Here is a 13,576-nt window from a genome sequence, read left to right as displayed (position 1 = left end):
TCGGATCCTTCCGGTCATGAAAAAGCCGCCCGAAGGCGGCTGGGCTAATCGCTTCCATCGGCGACGGACGGAGCAAGTGTGAAAACGCCGGCAAAAAAGCGGGACTATTTGCGGCCTAACATTAGGGCAGCTAAGATAGTTCTTTAAATATTGGCGCTGAAATCTGGAAACGCCGCAACTACGGAACCCTTCAGGTCATGGCTAATATTCCGGCTCACTGCCCTCACTGCGGCTTAATGTTCAGCTCTCCCCTTAGCGTAGTAGGAGGCTCTTCAATCGAGGCGCTGGGGCCGAGCCTGATATCCTGCCCAAGTTGCAAAAAGCCCGCGACCATCGGCGTCGGGAAATATTCCAACAGACCTGACGATGACAGATTGCTTAGGGTCGAAAGAGCCGCGCCTCAAACTAAACAGCTGATCAATATCTACAATAATATCGTCAGTCGCGACCTCGAAATTCTGCGCGCGACGAACCCTGGAGCTTATTCCAAGGTCGAGGAATTAGCGCAAAAGGTCCAAGCCGACGCCATTTCAGAAACTGAGGCAGCGTCTGAGATCGCCGCTCACCTGCCGAAGGAGTCCGCTGATGCCATCAAACGCATTGGCGCTTCGCACGGACTGAAACAGTTTCTTCGAGGGGCCATCGTTGCGGGTAAGATTGCAAAGGAAGTCGTCGCTTTCGGAGGAGGGGCGGCCGGAATATATACTTTGTTTAATCCGCCGCCGCCTGCGCAAGTCATCGTCAATGTGCCTCCTGCGCCGCCGATTTCGATTCACAATCACATTGCGACGCCACCGAATGATCAGGCCGATCAGGCTACCGGGCCGTCCTTGTCTAGGGAACAGTCTCGGCGGGCCAACCAGATGGCCAAGCGCAAAGCCAAACTGACGCCGTTACCGCCGCCCCGACCTAGGGATCTGTGACCCAAGGGAGGTCACGGTGCGTGGGGCCTCAGCCGCCAGCCTCGAGGCCGAGCGCGGCGCGGCCCTCGACGAAGCTCCCGGCCGGGAACCAGAAGCCCGGCCCGTCGACCGATTCCGTCACGCGCCCGGCGAGCACCGCCGGCGGTGCGGCCGGGTCGAGCGCGCCGAAGCCCTCGTAATGAACCCGGTATGACCAGATCCCGTCGCCGTCCTTGCGCGCCTGCAGCAGCTGGGCGACGCGGCCCGTGCCGATGAAGCGCAACGTCTCTGACGCCAACAGCGGCGCCTCCTGATCGTCGGTCATGATCTCAGGCATCCGGTTTCTGGTTGAACAGGGTGATGATGGCGCCGGCGCAGGCCGAGGCGACGAGCTGGCGGCCGCGCCGGCTGAGATTGAAGCCGTCGATCGTCACGCCGTCCTGCGCCACCGTGGTTCCGGGCTGCAGCAGCGAGGCCCAGAGATCGACCAGCAGGATGCCCTTGGCGGTGCATTTGGTCCGGATCAGGTCGTTGACCCCGGTGGTGCCGTTGTTGAGGATGACGCCCGAGGCCGCCGCATTGGTCACCGCCGGCGTCGTGGTGAAGCCGGCCCCAAAAGGCGGGATCGTGCAGAAGGCCAGGCGGGGCGTTCGGGCCTTGCAGTAGTCCATCAACCCGTCGAGATCGGTAGAGCGATCGGTCCATTCCGCGTCGGTGTTGTTGGCGAGATAGACGTCGATCAGCCGGTGGCCGACCAGCACGACCATCGCGTCCGGCCGGAAGCGCTGCGCGTTCAGCACCTCGCCGGAATAGACGGTGAGCCAGTAGGGCGTCACCGCGAGATAGGCGCAGTTCTGCACCGGGCGCCCGGCAAGGAACTCGTTGTCCAGCGCCATGAGATGGTCGTCGCCGAGCAGCATGACGTTGTTGCGGCCGGCGCTCGATCGCGCCAGCACGATATCGGCATTGCGCACCGAGAGATACTGGTCGAGCGGATGCGGGATCGTTTTCGGCATGATGCGTCCTCAGAGCGGATCGGCGGCAAAAAGCGTCGCGGCGAGCGCCTCGTAGTCCGACCGCAGCAGCGTCTTCAGGGTCTCGGCGTAGTGGATGCCGTCGAGCAGCAGCCCGGGCTTAGTCACCCCGGTCGCCAGATCGGTGTAGAGCGGCGCGATGTCCTGGCAGGGCACGCCCTGGGCCGTGCAGGCCAGCCGGATCGAGGCGTTGATCTGGTTGATCTGCGGCGCGGCGGCGAGGCCGTCGCCGCCCGGCACCTGCGTGAACTGCGCCGCGAAGGGGACGATCGTCATGGCGCCGACACGGCGGATTCGCGTCTTGAGATAGGCCAGCATGTCCTCGAAATGCTGCTGCCGATCGACCCATTCGTCGTCGAGCGGATCGGCGAGATAAAGCGGCCAGAGATTGATGCCGCAGTTCACGATGATCGCCTCGGGCCGGAAGGTGTAGCTGTCGAGCAGGATCTCGAGGTGCTCGCGCAGCCAATAGGGCGTCGAGCCGCCGACGCCCCAGTTGATCACCGGACGGCCCTGCAGCACCGGCCAGTGCAGCGCGTCGGTGCGGCTATCGCCGGTGATGGCGACGCCGCTGGCGAAGTCGGCACCGCGCTTCACATAGATCTCGTTGAGGCGCAGGCCGTTATACTGCGCCAGCGGGTTCGGCGGTGTCGTGCTCATGATGTCCTCTTCATGGATCCAGCGCCTCCACGAGGTCGAGGGTCAGCGTGCCGAAGCGGGCCAGGTCGAGCGTCAGATCGCCGGTGTCGTCGGACGCCAGGCGCATCGGCACGCGGGCCGCCGCGGTGACGACGGCCCGGTCGATCGGCAGCCCGAGCCGCAGGCGCGGACGGATCTGGTAGATCGCCTCGTCATCGTCGAGCGCGGCGCCGCCGGTCACCATGTAGAGCCGGCCGAAGATGCCGAGATAATGCCCGGCGAGCGGGAACGGCATCCGGAAGCGGACGCCGCGGTTGTCGAAGATGTCGAAGCGGCGGATCCTGATCGAGGTGGCGCCCGCGATCGGCGCCCCGACGATCCGTGCCGCGATCATGCTGCCGAGCCCGGCGCCGAAGACATCGGCCGTGAAGCGGCTGTCCACGACGACGCGGGCCGGATCGATCTTGACGCCGTCATCGTCGACCGGCCATGGCATCTGCCTGACGTCGCAGGGGCCGATATGGACCGCGTTGGCCCGGCCATCGAGCGCCGTGATCAGCCAGCGCGCGTCGCGGATCTGCTCCGGACGGCGGATCGGTATCGTGAGCTGCGCGCGCCAGCGCCCAGCCGGCGTCGCCACGATCTGCTCGAGGCCCGACAGCGAGACACCGCCCGAGCGGCTCATCGCGTCGAGCTTCCAGAGTTCGGAGCGCCGCTTCAGCGAGGCCGGCCAGTTGTAGAGGGTCATGCGGTCCTCATGGCAGCGGCGCCTCGGCCGACATCAGATGGCGCTGCTCGGGCTGGCCGTAAGCCAGCCAGACTTCGCCCGCCGATGAATCCATGCCCGGGAACAGGCTGGCGCGATTGTCGATGCCGACCCAGAGTTCCGAGGTCGAAACCGTGACGGGGATCTTGACCGAGAGCCGCTGCCACTGGGCGGTCAGCGCCACCGTGTTGCCGACGATCTCGATCGCCGAGGTGCCGTTGAAGGTGAAGCCGCAAAGCGTGATCTGGGCCTTCGCCGAAGGCGCCTTGACCCAGCAGGAGAAGACATAGGTTTGGCCGGCCGTAACGCCACCTGCCACCGCCTTGCCGAACCAGAAGCCCGTGCCGGCGCCGAAGACGAAGCCGCGCGCCACTGTCCCGCCATAGGGATCGGCATGCGGCCCGGTCGTCGATCCCGCGCCGGTGGGCGTCGGCCAGTTGAACGGGTCGCGCGAATTCGGGAACAGGTTGGCCGGCGCAGCCGCCGTGATGACGAAGGACTGCGTCGCCGACCACGGCCCGATATTGCCGGAGTTGACGCCGGCATAGCCGGCATGGGCCGCCTCGAACTCGTAAGCCGAGCCGGCGGTCAGCGCCGGCGACATGCAGGCATAGGCCGCCTCGCCGCCATAGGGCTCGCAATCGAGCCAGGCCGTGTCGCCGACCTTGCGGATGCGGGCGATCAGGACGAAGCCGGCGAGATCACCGGTCAGCGGCAAGGAGGTGATCAGCGCGGTCAGCACGCCGCCATTGACCTGTTGCGCCATGACGTTGACGGGCAGCGGCGGAACCGAGGCCGTGGTCATGTCCTGCGGCAGCGGCGGCGGGTCACCCTCCTCGATCGCGGCGTTCCAGGCATAGGCCGCGGCCGAAAACGAGGCGAGCTCGAGCGTGCAGGCGGTCAGGTCGCCGGCGATCTCGAAGCGCGTCACGATGCAGCTCTCGGCGACGATGCCCATCTCCGCCACGGTCAGGCTGATGACGCGCTCGCCCAGCGCCCGGATGCCGGTCAGCGGCGTGGTGATCGTGCCGACCCAGCGCGGATTGGCCTTGGCGATGGCGATCTTGGAGAGACGCCGCGCCTGGCTGTGACTCTGCACCCAGCCGAGCGACAGCTCGGTATCGACGATGCCGATCTCGGCCTGCAGGGCGGCATCCTCCCAGGCCTCGCCGGCGATCTGCTGATAGTCGTGATCGGGCGAGACATAGGTGAACTTGACCCGGCTATAGGCCGCGAGCTTGCCGTTGCCGCCGCGCAGATCGTAATCGCGGATATCGCCGTCGAGATCCGACAGCGTCACCGTCGGCGCCGTCCAGACCCCGCCCCGGATCGCGATCGTGCCGGCAGCCGTCAGGAAGATCTCGCCATCGCAGGCCGTGAGCATCTCGCGCAGCACGGCCCGGCGCTCCTGATCGAGACTGTAGAGCCCGCCGAGCCGATAGCGCGCCTCGCTGCCGCCGGCCTTGAGCGCGACAGCCTGGTTGCACATCGAGGCGAAGGCACCGAAGCTCGGCTCGTCGATGCGGCTCGCATCCAGGCCATAGCCGCGCGGATGCGTCAGGAAATCGCGGATGCACAGGCCGGGGTTGTCCGACCAGGCCGTCGTCAGCGTCGCGGCATTGTAGACCAGCGACGCCCTTATCACCGCGCGCAAGGCCGGCGGGCCGTTGGGATAAACCTTCGGATAGTTCTTCTCATTGGCACCGGCGAAGCGGATCACGCAATAGGCCAGGCCCTTGCCCTGATGCGCCGAACTCCATTTGCCGGGAAAGGCCGAGATCAACAGCGACGAGGCCGCCTGTGCGGTGCCGCCGAGATGCGGCTCGACATGCACCGCCGGACCCCAGGGGGCGGTGCCGTTGTCGCCGCCGGCCCCGGTCAGGGTCGAGAGCTTGTCGGCGAGCCAGAACTGCTCATAGGCGTCGATCGGCCCCTCGCAATGCACCAGCGCGATATAGAGCGCCGTGCCGGATGTCTCGTAGAGCGCCATGGCGCCGGCGACCTTGACGCGGCCATAGGCGCGGCTCCGCACCGGATTGGACTGCTTCACCGTCTGCTGCTGCTGTTCGCTCTTCGGCTTCTTCTGCAGCAGCAGCGAGACGCCGACGACCAGCGCCGTGACGAAGACATAGGCGACGATGTCGGCAATAATCACGTTGAAGGCGAGTTCGGCGACGAGGAATGCGGCGATGGTGGGCGGCATCAGACGCTCCACGCCATCAGCATCATGTGCGGCCGGGTCCGAACGCCGACCGGCGCCTTGCAGGCCCAACCGAGGCCGGTGCGGATCGCCATCGTCGGAATCACTCCAAGCTGGACCACGAGACCGACATCGCCCGATCGGGGGTCGGACGTTCTGACGAGCCCGGACGCCGCCAGCGCGCACTCGACCAGGGCGGTGAAGCCGGCATCGCCATAGAAAGCCGCGGCGCCGGCCTCGTCGCGATAGCGTCCGCGCCAGGGCGCCGCGGGATCGACCCCGCGCACCTGCGCGATCCAGTCGCAGACCCAGCAGAAGCAGTCGCTCTCGCCCCAGACAAAGGCGCGATCGAGCGAGGCGCGCAGGAATTGAGAGGGATCAGACATCAAAACACCGGCCAGTCGACGGTCTTCGAGGTCATTCCCGAGATCTGCTCGAGGAAGCGGTCGCCGGAATACAGCGCGTTCTGGTCGGTGTCGGAGAGGAAGCCGAAGGCGGGGCGCGCCCGGTTCACCAGCACCGTCTCGGCGGTCAGCGTCACCGTGCGCTGGGCCGGGCCCGAGGTGGCGGCGCGCATCGTGTCCATGATGCCGAGCCAGAGCGCATAGGGCGGATCGAGCGGCTGCCACTGCTCGTCGAAATACTGCATATAGACGGCCGCATCCCGGTCCTTCACCTCGCTCGAGGCCGAGAACGTCGCCGCGACCACGGCCGGACTGACGCCGGAGAGGGACAGGCTCGCCATCGGCGCCTGGCCGCCGATCGCACTGTCGATGCCCGAAATCGAGATGAACTCACCCAGCCCCGACCAGCTGCGGCCGTCGAGCGTGATCAGCGGCCCGACGCCCTCCCAGATGAAGGCCGGCGTGGTCAGGAAATCGAGATGGAGCAGGCGCGCGGCGCGCACCACCTCCTTGCGCAACAGCGCCTCGATCGTCGCGGGGAAATACGACATCAGCCGAAGCGCGCATCGGCCACGGCGAGCTTGCCGGGCAGGCTGCGATCGAGTTGCCGGTCATAGGCCTGAATGCCGGCCGCGATGCCCTGGCGCACCATGGTCTGGATCTCCTGGTTGCCCGTGGCGCCACGCACGTCGACCGTCATGGCCAGCCGCTGGTTGCCGTTGCCGCGCTGGCCGCCGCCGAAGCTGGGGATCGTCGGCGGGCGCAAGCCCGCCATCGAGGGCGCGCCTCCGACCATGCCGCCGCCGGCGAATTTCGGCGTCTTGCCGCTGTTGATTGCGTCCAGAAGCGGGCCGTATTGCCTGGCGGATCTGGCGTTCACGACGAATTCGCCGTTGGACAGCCGGGCGAGGATGGAATCGGACTTGCCGGAGCCAGGCCCGGCGACGCGGCCACCATCGGCAAAGCCGAAGATCTTGCCGAGCAGGCCGCTGCCGCCGCCGGTGCCCGCCTTGAACAGGCTGTCGAAGAGCCCGTCGATCGCCTTGTCGGCGAGCTTCGAGGCCATCTTCTGCAGCGCATTGGCCAAGGCATCGGCCGCGGACTTGCCGGCCATCAGATCCGAGACAAGGCCCTTGAAGGCGTCCTTGGCGAGATCGGAGGTGAAGTCCATCGCATCCTTGACGCGCTTCGCCTCTTCCTTCCATTGCGCCGTCGCGGCGGCGAGCGCCAGGATCCGGTCCTTTTCCGCCGTGGTCAGCTCGGCCGTCTCGCGCAGCCCGGCCGCGAAATCCTTTTGCGCCGCGGCGGTGGCCTCGACGAGGGCGCGCGCCTTCTCCCGCTCGACATTCGACAGCCCGGCCGTGGCAAGGTCGGCCTTGGCCAGCTCGCCAGCCTTCTGCAGATTGATGACGTAGCGCTCGAGCGAAGTGGCCTTGTCCTTGTCGGAGCCGCCGCCCCCGCCACCGCCGCCGCTTCCCTTCTCCTCGCCGGGAACTTTGAAGTCGTCCAAGGACACGGGCTTGATGCCACGCCCGAGACCGGCGGGCCTATTGGGCGGAAGAGCTGTTGTCTTGAGCGCGTTGGCAAACTCAACTTCCGTCGCGCGAAAGTCTGCTAGTGCTCTGCGATTCTGCTCGGTCGCCTTCGCATTGGCTTCCGCTCTATCCTGCGCCAGGGCGTCGCGCCCGCCCGCATTGGCGAGCCCCATTTCGCGACCCTGAGACACGCGGGCTGATCGCTCTTCTTGATAGGCCAACGCCTGTTGACGCTGCACTCCCGCGCTTGCTTTGGCCAGCTCGCCAACCTTTGCGATCAGCGCTTGGACACCGTTCACGGCCGCCGCGGCAGACTGGCCAATGCCACCGATCGAACCAGCAAGTGTATTGATCGCGGCTGCGAGGGTCTGGCTGGCCCCGGTCGCCCTATCGAACTCACCAACGGCTCTGATAAATTCGTTGTTTAGGCGGGTTAGCGCCTGCTCGGTAGTTAGCGCTGCACCAGCGAGTTTCTCCTCGAGGAGGGGGGCGCCTGCTTGGATCGCCCTGAAAAAGGCTTCAGATGAGACCTTGCCGTCCTTTACCAGGCCAGTCAGCTTAGCGACGTCCCCACCCGCCTCCTTCAGTCCGGCCGCTGCTGCTTGCAAGAGCGGATACATGCCATCGAGCAGAGAGTTATATTCTTCTGCCTGGACCTTTCCTCCCGAAAGAGCTTGAGCTAGCTGCAGTAGCGATCCGCTCGCCTCAGTCGCAGAGGTGCCTGACACTCGCAGAGATTGGGCGACTACCTCCGTCAGGCCGAGCAGCTCGGTCGACGATGCTTTAAGCGTAGTTTGTGCTTGGGACACACGGCCATAGAGCGAGGCTAGCGCATCGAGCGGCACCGCGTTGCGCTGCGCCGTTGCGTAAAGCTGATCGAAGGTTGAGGATAGCTGACTTCCGCTTATCCCCGCCGTCTTCAGCGTATTCATGATTTTGATGTAGTCGTCGGCCGCCTTTCGTATTTCGTTCAACGAAAATCCGGCGGCAAGAGCGGCGACTGCCTTCTTCGCGATACCGCCAAACGCGTTGGCGATTGCTTTCTCTCGCGTTTCGACTTCGCGCTCGACGTCGCCGAGCGCCTTGGTTGCAACCCCACGAGCGCGGGCCAACTCACGCTCGAACTTCTTGACATTTGCTTCGAGCGATACGGTCAATCTCTCAATTTCGCTCGCCATGACACCTCCGGAGAACTTGATGCTCGAAATCTTTCTCGCCGCGACGATCGCAAAGGGCGATTTCATCGTGGATGTTCAGAACACCAGGCTGGAACGCTCGCGCGCCGAAGCGGTGTTCAAGGTCAGCAACACCACGACGACGAGCTATCAGCGTGTCTTCGTGAAGTGCGTTTTCTTTGATGCTGCGGGCGTCGCGCTCCAAGTCGCTCCGGCAATCGTCAGCAACCTAAGGGCGGGCGAAACCGGCTATGGCAGCGCGGCTGTCATCATTTCAGCCGGCGAGCGACCCAAGACGGTATCTTGTGACGTCGATCAGGTTACGCCGTAGCAAGCTGCGTCAGCGCCCAAAGGTCATCCGCCTCTTGGTCGCTCAATCCTTCTTTCGCGCCATGAGCGAGGGCGTAACCATCAAAGACTTCCTGCGCTTGCCAAAGCGTCAGGGCTCTGAGGTCGTTTAGAGCGAGTCCGATGGCTCCTGCGGCTCCGTACCAGGCGCCGAAGGCGAGGCGGCCGTCGGGGAGATCGACGCCTCTGTCGTGGCCTCCTGCGCGCTTTCTTTTCCCGGCAGCTCCTCCGGCGCGCCGACGAGAGCAGCCCACACGGTCCTCCTGGCGCGCACAGCGTTATCGATCCAGTCCGAACGCTCGTCGACGTAGCGACGGACAAGTGCCAAGGCTGCCAGTGGCTCCATACCAGCGCCGATTAGGCCGACCCGCAGCGTTTCACGCACGTCGCCGACGCGCCACTCGCCGTTGATCAATCTCTGCAGCAGGACAAAGGGGCCGACGCCGGTTTTTTCCTGCAGCTCCTCCAACTCGCCGAACGCGAGCCGAAAGTGATGCTCGCCGTCACCAAATTCGAAGGAGACGACGCCGTTGCGATTCTCGCCCGCCATCACGCGGCGGTCCATGCGACGGCGCCGTCCGACTGCAGCGAGACGCTCACAGTGGCGCGCTCGCCCTTGGTCGCGCCGGCCTCGAAGCTTTCCATATGGAATTTGCCCTGCCAGTGACCAACCTTGGTGCCGCGCCAGATCTCGACGCGCACCGATTTCGAGGTGTCGGTGTCGAAGAAGGCCTGCCAGGTCGCGAGGGCGACGATGTCGATCACGCCCTCGCCGGCGATCTCCGCCGATTTCGAGGTGATGTCGCGCTCGATCCAGGACGCAGCATCCTCGTCGGTGCAATCGGGCACGTTCGTCTCGCCCATCTCCTTCGAGAGGGAGAGCGAGCGCTCGGTGAGGCCGCAGGGAGCGGCGAAATCCTCAGGATCAAGCCCGTTTCCGAGCAGGACGCGAAGTCCCGAGAACCTGACAGTCTGGGCCTGGGCCATGATGATGCCTCATGAAAAAGCCGCCCGAAGGCGGCGGCTGCGAACAGGATGGAACCGGGCTCACGCCTCGTCGGCGAGGGCCTCGAAGCGACAGACGGCGCGACGGGACTGGCCGTCCTCATCGTCGAAATAGATCGTATCGCGATGGCTGATCTCGACTTCGGCGAAACCCTCGACTGCCGGCGCGGCGCGGTGCAACAGGCGTTTCACCATCCCGGCGAGGGTCGCCAGATCGTCCCGTGCCGGCGGCGGCGCATAGCACTGGATCTCGAAGGAGATGCGCACGGCGTCGCCGCAATCGTCGCCGTCCTCCAACTCCTGCCATCCCGTCGGCCGCAGATAGAGCTTTTCAAAGCCCTGAGGAATCGGATCGAGGATGCCGAACGGGACCATCGCGCGCAGCGCGGCGTCACCATCGATGATGGCCACAATCGCCTTCTGCAGCGGCAGCGTCGCGTCGCTCATGACGCGGCAAAGGCCTTCACGGCCTTGGTCGTGGCCCGGCTGATCCGCGCCTTCACGCGGCGCCTGTTGGCCCGATAGGCCGGGAAAAAGAACGGCGTCGGCGAACTACCAGGATGCTGCGTCCCGGCGAACAGGCCGCCATTGATATGCGGCGCTGTGCCGAACTCGACCATGGCGGCATAAAACGCCTTGGCGTCGCCGGCATGAATCGTCACTGTCAGATCTGGATCGGAACCCTTCGTGCCGGCCGTGACGCCGCGAACATTGGCGTTCTCGGTTTGATACGTGCCGAAGGTCGAGCCGATCGAACGCTCCAGGGCGCCGCTTTTCTTCGGAACCAGGCGCTTCTGCGCAGCCACGATCTCATCGGCGCTTTCGGCGAGCGCCTGGCGGATGGCCGAGCGCACCGCGGCCGGCATCGCCGCCATCTTGTCCAGCAGCCGCTGCCGGTTTGCCATTCGCGCCATCGGACTCGACCTTGTAGGCCCGGCCGGCCGCGATCGCGGCATCGGCACAGGGCGTGGTGACCAGGAGTTCATGGCCGGCCTTGTAAGCCCGGCACCAGCGGCCGTTACGCTCCGGCGGATACCAGTCGAAATCCGCCGTGAACGCGACGCGAGGCATCAGGTCGCGACGTTGGGGAACGAAATACCGAGCGTCAGGACCGAGGCGCTCTTGGCCAGCCCGACCAGGCAGATGTAATCGCCGCCTGTGACGTCGGCGAGCGGGCAGATCATGCCGGCGTCGTCACTGAGGTAATAGGCCTGCCCGGCGATGAGCACCGCGCCGAGCGCGACGTCGCCGCCGCGGAGCACGGCGAGCGGCTGATTGAGCGCGGCGGTGTTGAGCGCCATCGCGGTCGCCTTGCGCGCCTCGGCCGTCGCCGAATCCGCATCGGCCAGCATCCATTTGCGCGAGGTGCTGGAGAGATAGACCATCTGGCCGGCCGCGATCGCCTCGCCTGCGGAACCGCGCTCGACGGTGGCATTGCTGTCGGCCACCACATTGGCCGCCGTGATCGTGATGTTCGCCATGATGGGCTCCTCGCCGGTTCAGTTTTCGGTTGAAGTCTCGATCGTCATCTCGATCTCGGACGCATCCGGCGTCGGCAGGATCGAGCGAATGATGCAGATGGTCTCGCGATAGGGGCCGGCGAGAAAAACGACGCGGTCGGCAGCGGTGAGGCCGCGCGTGTCCGGGCAGGCCAACACCGTCAGCGTGCCGCGCATCGTGCTGTCCATCCGGCCCTGCTCGAGGCGCTCTCCGCCGAATTGCGGCCGGAAGCCGGCCCAGCGCGGAAACAGTGCCGCCCACGCCTGCAGGAGATTGCCGCTGGCGGACTTCTGACCGAGAGCCCGCCGCTCGAAGCGGACCCGATGACTGCGCTGCCCGGCTCCCAGCATGATCAGCGCCAGACCCGAAGCGGCGCCAGCAGCGCCTCGACCGTCGTCGACATCGGCACCGGCGCCACGGCGATCGGTGCCGTCGTGTCACGCCAGCGGTAGAGGTCGCCGATCATCAGCTTGAGCGCGGCCAGGACTGGCTTGGGCACGTCGTTCGTGCCGGCATCGTACTGGATCCGCACGCTGTCGGGCCGGTTGGCGGTCGAGGGCCAGGAGAAACCCGAGCGGGCATAGACGCTCGCGCCATGCAACTTGCAGTCGGAGGGGTCCACGACCTGGGCGGAGCCCGCCACATCGTCATAGGAAACGCTGACGAGGACGCTCGGCTGAAGCGGCAGCTGGATCGAGCCGTCGCAACTGACAGGAAAGCCGTTGCCGCGCAGCTCGAGGCGTTGCTCGCCCAGTGCGCGGCCGAGCCAGCCATCGGGCCCGTCGAGCGTCGCCACGGCCGCCTGGATCAAGCCTCCGATCAGATCATCCTCGAAAGCATGATCGACGCGAAGATGCAGCTTCACGTCCTCGAGCGGCAGGATCTCGCCAGGCGGCGTGACGACGACGACATAGGGCATCGATCAGGACTTCTTCTTGCGGGCGGCGACGGCCGCTTCCTCTGTCGCCTCGGCCAGTTTGGCCTCGAGCGCCTGCAACTCGGCCTCGACCTCGCCCCTGCGGGTCGTGGCCGCGGCGATCGCCGCGTCGGCCTCGTCCTGCCGCCTCGCCAATTCGGCGATCGCCGTCTCGATTTCCGAAACACGCGTGGCGGAGGCGGTCGCGGCCTCCTCGGCCCGGCGCCGGCGCTCCTCGGCTTCGGTCGCTGCGGTCTCGGCCTCGGTGCGGCGCAGCTCGAGCGCGGCGATCGCCTCATTAAGCTTGCTGCTCTCGGCAGCAGTGGCCTCGGCCGCAGCCAGGCGCTGGCGCTCGGCCGTGCGGTTCGCCCGGCTGGCCAGTTCCTCGGCGGCCTCGCGCTCGGCGAGGGCGGCCTTGGCCTGGGCCGTGCTCGACGGCGCCAGGCAGCCGGCCTTGGTGAGGCGTTCGATCTGCAGCGCGTCGTCCGAGGGGAACACCTCGCCGCGGTGGTGGCGCTTGCCGGTGCGCAGATCGACGCATTCCGAAATCACGATGTCTTTCATGGGTCAGTCCTCGACGGGACGGCGCCGCGCGCCGTCCATTTCAGGAAGGGGCGGGAGCGACGATCAGACCGGCGGATTGGGCGTCGGCGCGTAGCGCGAGCCGGAGAGGATGGCCATCGCCGAGACGTTGGCGGCGCCGGTGTTGTTGGCCGGCGTGATCGTCATGCGCACATAGCGCTTGGGGCCGACATAGCCGATCTTGCGGCAACTATCATCGGCCGCGAAGGTGAATCCTGCGAGCGCCTCGGTGCCGGTCAACTGCGAGTCCGGCACAGCAGCCGCGTCGGACAGGTTCGAAACATCGCCATGCTCGACCAGCACGGCGAAGGTCGCGTCCGCATCGGCGAGCGCGCCGATCAGGATGCCGAACATCAGGCTCTCATAGCCGAGCCGGTCGATGATCTGCGAGACGAACGGCGTGTTGTCGGTGACGGCGGCGGCCGGGCTGATCGCCCGCTTCACATGCAGGGAATTGGCGAGGTCGCGCATGGCGATCTCCTTTCAGGACGGGGAGGGCGGGACGGGCGAAGGCGGCGCCGGACTGGCCGGCGCCGAGGCGCATGACGCGCTGGTCGGGCGCGATCGCGC

Annotated in this window: 19 protein-coding genes; 2 read left to right on the top strand and 17 right to left on the bottom strand. The window is 66.1% G+C overall.

What is annotated here, in order from left to right; all coding sequences use genetic code 11:
* Positions 1 to 197 precede the first annotated feature (197 nt).
* Positions 198 to 923, top strand: a complete 726-nt coding sequence (locus tag AC1DYU_RS12125; protein WP_476791850.1) for a hypothetical protein — start codon at positions 198 to 200, stop codon at positions 921 to 923.
* A 28-nt stretch (positions 924 to 951) separates the two neighbouring features.
* Here the strand turns inward: AC1DYU_RS12125 and AC1DYU_RS12120 are convergent, their stop codons facing one another.
* The 8 genes from AC1DYU_RS12120 to AC1DYU_RS12085 are packed head-to-tail and all read right to left on the bottom strand — an operon-like array spanning position 952 to position 8,658.
* Positions 952 to 1,227, bottom strand: coding sequence for a hypothetical protein (locus AC1DYU_RS12120; RefSeq protein ID WP_476791849.1), 276 nt, complete (start codon positions 1,225 to 1,227; stop codon positions 952 to 954).
* Between the two features lie 4 nt (positions 1,228 to 1,231).
* Positions 1,232 to 1,918, bottom strand: coding sequence for a hypothetical protein (locus AC1DYU_RS12115; RefSeq protein ID WP_476791848.1), 687 nt, complete (start codon positions 1,916 to 1,918; stop codon positions 1,232 to 1,234).
* A 9-nt stretch (positions 1,919 to 1,927) separates the two neighbouring features.
* Complete coding sequence (locus AC1DYU_RS12110) at positions 1,928 to 2,596, bottom strand: SGNH/GDSL hydrolase family protein (protein ID WP_476791847.1); 669 nt, start codon at positions 2,594 to 2,596, stop codon at positions 1,928 to 1,930.
* Between the two features lie 10 nt (positions 2,597 to 2,606).
* Positions 2,607 to 3,323 (bottom strand): hypothetical protein, encoded by a 717-nt coding sequence (locus tag AC1DYU_RS12105; RefSeq protein ID WP_476791846.1) that lies wholly within the window; start codon positions 3,321 to 3,323, stop codon positions 2,607 to 2,609.
* 7 nt (positions 3,324 to 3,330) lie between these two features.
* Entirely contained in the window at positions 3,331 to 5,544 is a 2,214-nt protein-coding gene (locus AC1DYU_RS12100; RefSeq protein WP_476791845.1) for a phage head spike fiber domain-containing protein, read from the bottom strand.
* Positions 5,544 to 5,927: a DUF6950 family protein gene (locus tag AC1DYU_RS12095; RefSeq protein WP_476791844.1), complete on the bottom strand. Its 384-nt coding sequence runs from the start codon at positions 5,925 to 5,927 to the stop codon at positions 5,544 to 5,546. Before AC1DYU_RS12095 ends, AC1DYU_RS12100 begins: the two co-directional genes overlap by 1 nt.
* Positions 5,927 to 6,496, bottom strand: coding sequence for a hypothetical protein (locus tag AC1DYU_RS12090; RefSeq protein ID WP_476791843.1), 570 nt, complete (start codon positions 6,494 to 6,496; stop codon positions 5,927 to 5,929). The genes AC1DYU_RS12095 and AC1DYU_RS12090 overlap by 1 nt, the downstream gene beginning before the upstream one ends.
* Positions 6,496 to 8,658: a tape measure protein gene (locus tag AC1DYU_RS12085; protein ID WP_476791842.1), complete on the bottom strand. Its 2,163-nt coding sequence runs from the start codon at positions 8,656 to 8,658 to the stop codon at positions 6,496 to 6,498. The genes AC1DYU_RS12090 and AC1DYU_RS12085 overlap by 1 nt, the downstream gene beginning before the upstream one ends.
* A gap of 19 nt (positions 8,659 to 8,677) precedes the next feature.
* Between AC1DYU_RS12085 and AC1DYU_RS12080 the strand changes: the two genes are divergently transcribed.
* Positions 8,678 to 8,986 carry an FxLYD domain-containing protein gene (locus AC1DYU_RS12080; RefSeq protein ID WP_476791841.1) on the top strand — a complete coding sequence of 103 codons (309 nt, stop codon included), beginning with the start codon at positions 8,678 to 8,680 and terminating at the stop codon, positions 8,984 to 8,986.
* A 126-nt stretch (positions 8,987 to 9,112) separates the two neighbouring features.
* On the opposite strand, the gene AC1DYU_RS12075 is transcribed toward AC1DYU_RS12080, so the two are convergent.
* The 9 genes from AC1DYU_RS12075 to AC1DYU_RS12035 form a co-directional block, all read right to left on the bottom strand.
* On the bottom strand, positions 9,113 to 9,568 hold the full coding sequence (locus tag AC1DYU_RS12075) for a gene transfer agent family protein (RefSeq protein WP_476791840.1): 456 nt from the start codon (positions 9,566 to 9,568) through the stop codon (positions 9,113 to 9,115).
* Entirely contained in the window at positions 9,553 to 9,990 is a 438-nt protein-coding gene (locus AC1DYU_RS12070) for a phage tail tube protein (protein ID WP_476791839.1), read from the bottom strand. The genes AC1DYU_RS12075 and AC1DYU_RS12070 overlap by 16 nt, the downstream gene beginning before the upstream one ends.
* 60 nt (positions 9,991 to 10,050) lie before the next feature.
* Positions 10,051 to 10,455, bottom strand: coding sequence for a DUF3168 domain-containing protein (locus tag AC1DYU_RS12065; protein ID WP_476791838.1), 405 nt, complete (start codon positions 10,453 to 10,455; stop codon positions 10,051 to 10,053).
* A complete protein-coding gene (locus AC1DYU_RS12060; RefSeq protein WP_476791837.1) occupies positions 10,452 to 10,913 on the bottom strand; it encodes an HK97-gp10 family putative phage morphogenesis protein in 462 nt (153 codons plus the stop codon). Before AC1DYU_RS12060 ends, AC1DYU_RS12065 begins: the two co-directional genes overlap by 4 nt.
* Before the next feature lie 165 nt (positions 10,914 to 11,078).
* Positions 11,079 to 11,489, bottom strand: coding sequence for a hypothetical protein (locus AC1DYU_RS12055; protein WP_476791836.1), 411 nt, complete (start codon positions 11,487 to 11,489; stop codon positions 11,079 to 11,081).
* Between the two features lie 18 nt (positions 11,490 to 11,507).
* Positions 11,508 to 11,858 (bottom strand): phage head completion protein, encoded by a 351-nt coding sequence (locus tag AC1DYU_RS12050; RefSeq protein ID WP_476791835.1) that lies wholly within the window; start codon positions 11,856 to 11,858, stop codon positions 11,508 to 11,510.
* 2 nt (positions 11,859 to 11,860) lie between these two features.
* Positions 11,861 to 12,427, bottom strand: coding sequence for a head-tail connector protein (locus AC1DYU_RS12045; RefSeq protein WP_476791834.1), 567 nt, complete (start codon positions 12,425 to 12,427; stop codon positions 11,861 to 11,863).
* Positions 12,428 to 12,430: 3 nt separating this feature from the next.
* Entirely contained in the window at positions 12,431 to 12,988 is a 558-nt protein-coding gene (locus AC1DYU_RS12040; RefSeq protein WP_476791833.1) for a hypothetical protein, read from the bottom strand.
* A gap of 63 nt (positions 12,989 to 13,051) precedes the next feature.
* Entirely contained in the window at positions 13,052 to 13,477 is a 426-nt protein-coding gene (locus AC1DYU_RS12035; RefSeq protein WP_476791832.1) for a hypothetical protein, read from the bottom strand.
* Positions 13,478 to 13,576 lie beyond the last annotated feature (99 nt).

This window comes from Allobosea sp. P2_B12 (assembly GCF_056404835.1).
The sequence above is the reverse complement of the archived record's forward strand: the minus strand, read 5'-3'. Positions and strand labels throughout refer to the sequence as shown.

What these genes read in the sequence shown, in the direction of transcription:
- AC1DYU_RS12035 (WP_476791832.1), bottom strand. Translation starts at nt 13,477, where the DNA reads ATGCGCGACCTCGCCAATTCCCTGCATGTGAAGCGGGCGATCAGCCCG.
- AC1DYU_RS12065 (WP_476791838.1), bottom strand. Translation starts at nt 10,455, where the DNA reads ATGAGCGACGCGACGCTGCCGCTGCAGAAGGCGATTGTGGCCATCATC.
- AC1DYU_RS12055 (WP_476791836.1), bottom strand. Translation starts at nt 11,489, where the DNA reads ATGGCGAACATCACGATCACGGCGGCCAATGTGGTGGCCGACAGCAAT.
- AC1DYU_RS12080 (WP_476791841.1), top strand. Translation starts at nt 8,678, where the DNA reads ATGCTCGAAATCTTTCTCGCCGCGACGATCGCAAAGGGCGATTTCATC.
- AC1DYU_RS12110 (WP_476791847.1), bottom strand. Translation starts at nt 2,596, where the DNA reads ATGAGCACGACACCGCCGAACCCGCTGGCGCAGTATAACGGCCTGCGC.
- AC1DYU_RS12115 (WP_476791848.1), bottom strand. Translation starts at nt 1,918, where the DNA reads ATGCCGAAAACGATCCCGCATCCGCTCGACCAGTATCTCTCGGTGCGC.
- AC1DYU_RS12090 (WP_476791843.1), bottom strand. Translation starts at nt 6,496, where the DNA reads ATGTCGTATTTCCCCGCGACGATCGAGGCGCTGTTGCGCAAGGAGGTG.
- AC1DYU_RS12050 (WP_476791835.1), bottom strand. Translation starts at nt 11,858, where the DNA reads ATGCTGGGAGCCGGGCAGCGCAGTCATCGGGTCCGCTTCGAGCGGCGG.
- AC1DYU_RS12095 (WP_476791844.1), bottom strand. Translation starts at nt 5,927, where the DNA reads ATGTCTGATCCCTCTCAATTCCTGCGCGCCTCGCTCGATCGCGCCTTT.
- AC1DYU_RS12040 (WP_476791833.1), bottom strand. Translation starts at nt 12,988, where the DNA reads ATGAAAGACATCGTGATTTCGGAATGCGTCGATCTGCGCACCGGCAAG.
- AC1DYU_RS12070 (WP_476791839.1), bottom strand. Translation starts at nt 9,990, where the DNA reads ATGGCCCAGGCCCAGACTGTCAGGTTCTCGGGACTTCGCGTCCTGCTC.
- AC1DYU_RS12060 (WP_476791837.1), bottom strand. Translation starts at nt 10,913, where the DNA reads ATGGCAAACCGGCAGCGGCTGCTGGACAAGATGGCGGCGATGCCGGCC.
- AC1DYU_RS12125 (WP_476791850.1), top strand. Translation starts at nt 198, where the DNA reads ATGGCTAATATTCCGGCTCACTGCCCTCACTGCGGCTTAATGTTCAGC.
- AC1DYU_RS12075 (WP_476791840.1), bottom strand. Translation starts at nt 9,568, where the DNA reads ATGGACCGCCGCGTGATGGCGGGCGAGAATCGCAACGGCGTCGTCTCC.
- AC1DYU_RS12085 (WP_476791842.1), bottom strand. Translation starts at nt 8,658, where the DNA reads ATGGCGAGCGAAATTGAGAGATTGACCGTATCGCTCGAAGCAAATGTC.
- AC1DYU_RS12045 (WP_476791834.1), bottom strand. Translation starts at nt 12,427, where the DNA reads ATGCCCTATGTCGTCGTCGTCACGCCGCCTGGCGAGATCCTGCCGCTC.
- AC1DYU_RS12120 (WP_476791849.1), bottom strand. Translation starts at nt 1,227, where the DNA reads ATGACCGACGATCAGGAGGCGCCGCTGTTGGCGTCAGAGACGTTGCGC.
- AC1DYU_RS12100 (WP_476791845.1), bottom strand. Translation starts at nt 5,544, where the DNA reads ATGCCGCCCACCATCGCCGCATTCCTCGTCGCCGAACTCGCCTTCAAC.
- AC1DYU_RS12105 (WP_476791846.1), bottom strand. Translation starts at nt 3,323, where the DNA reads ATGACCCTCTACAACTGGCCGGCCTCGCTGAAGCGGCGCTCCGAACTC.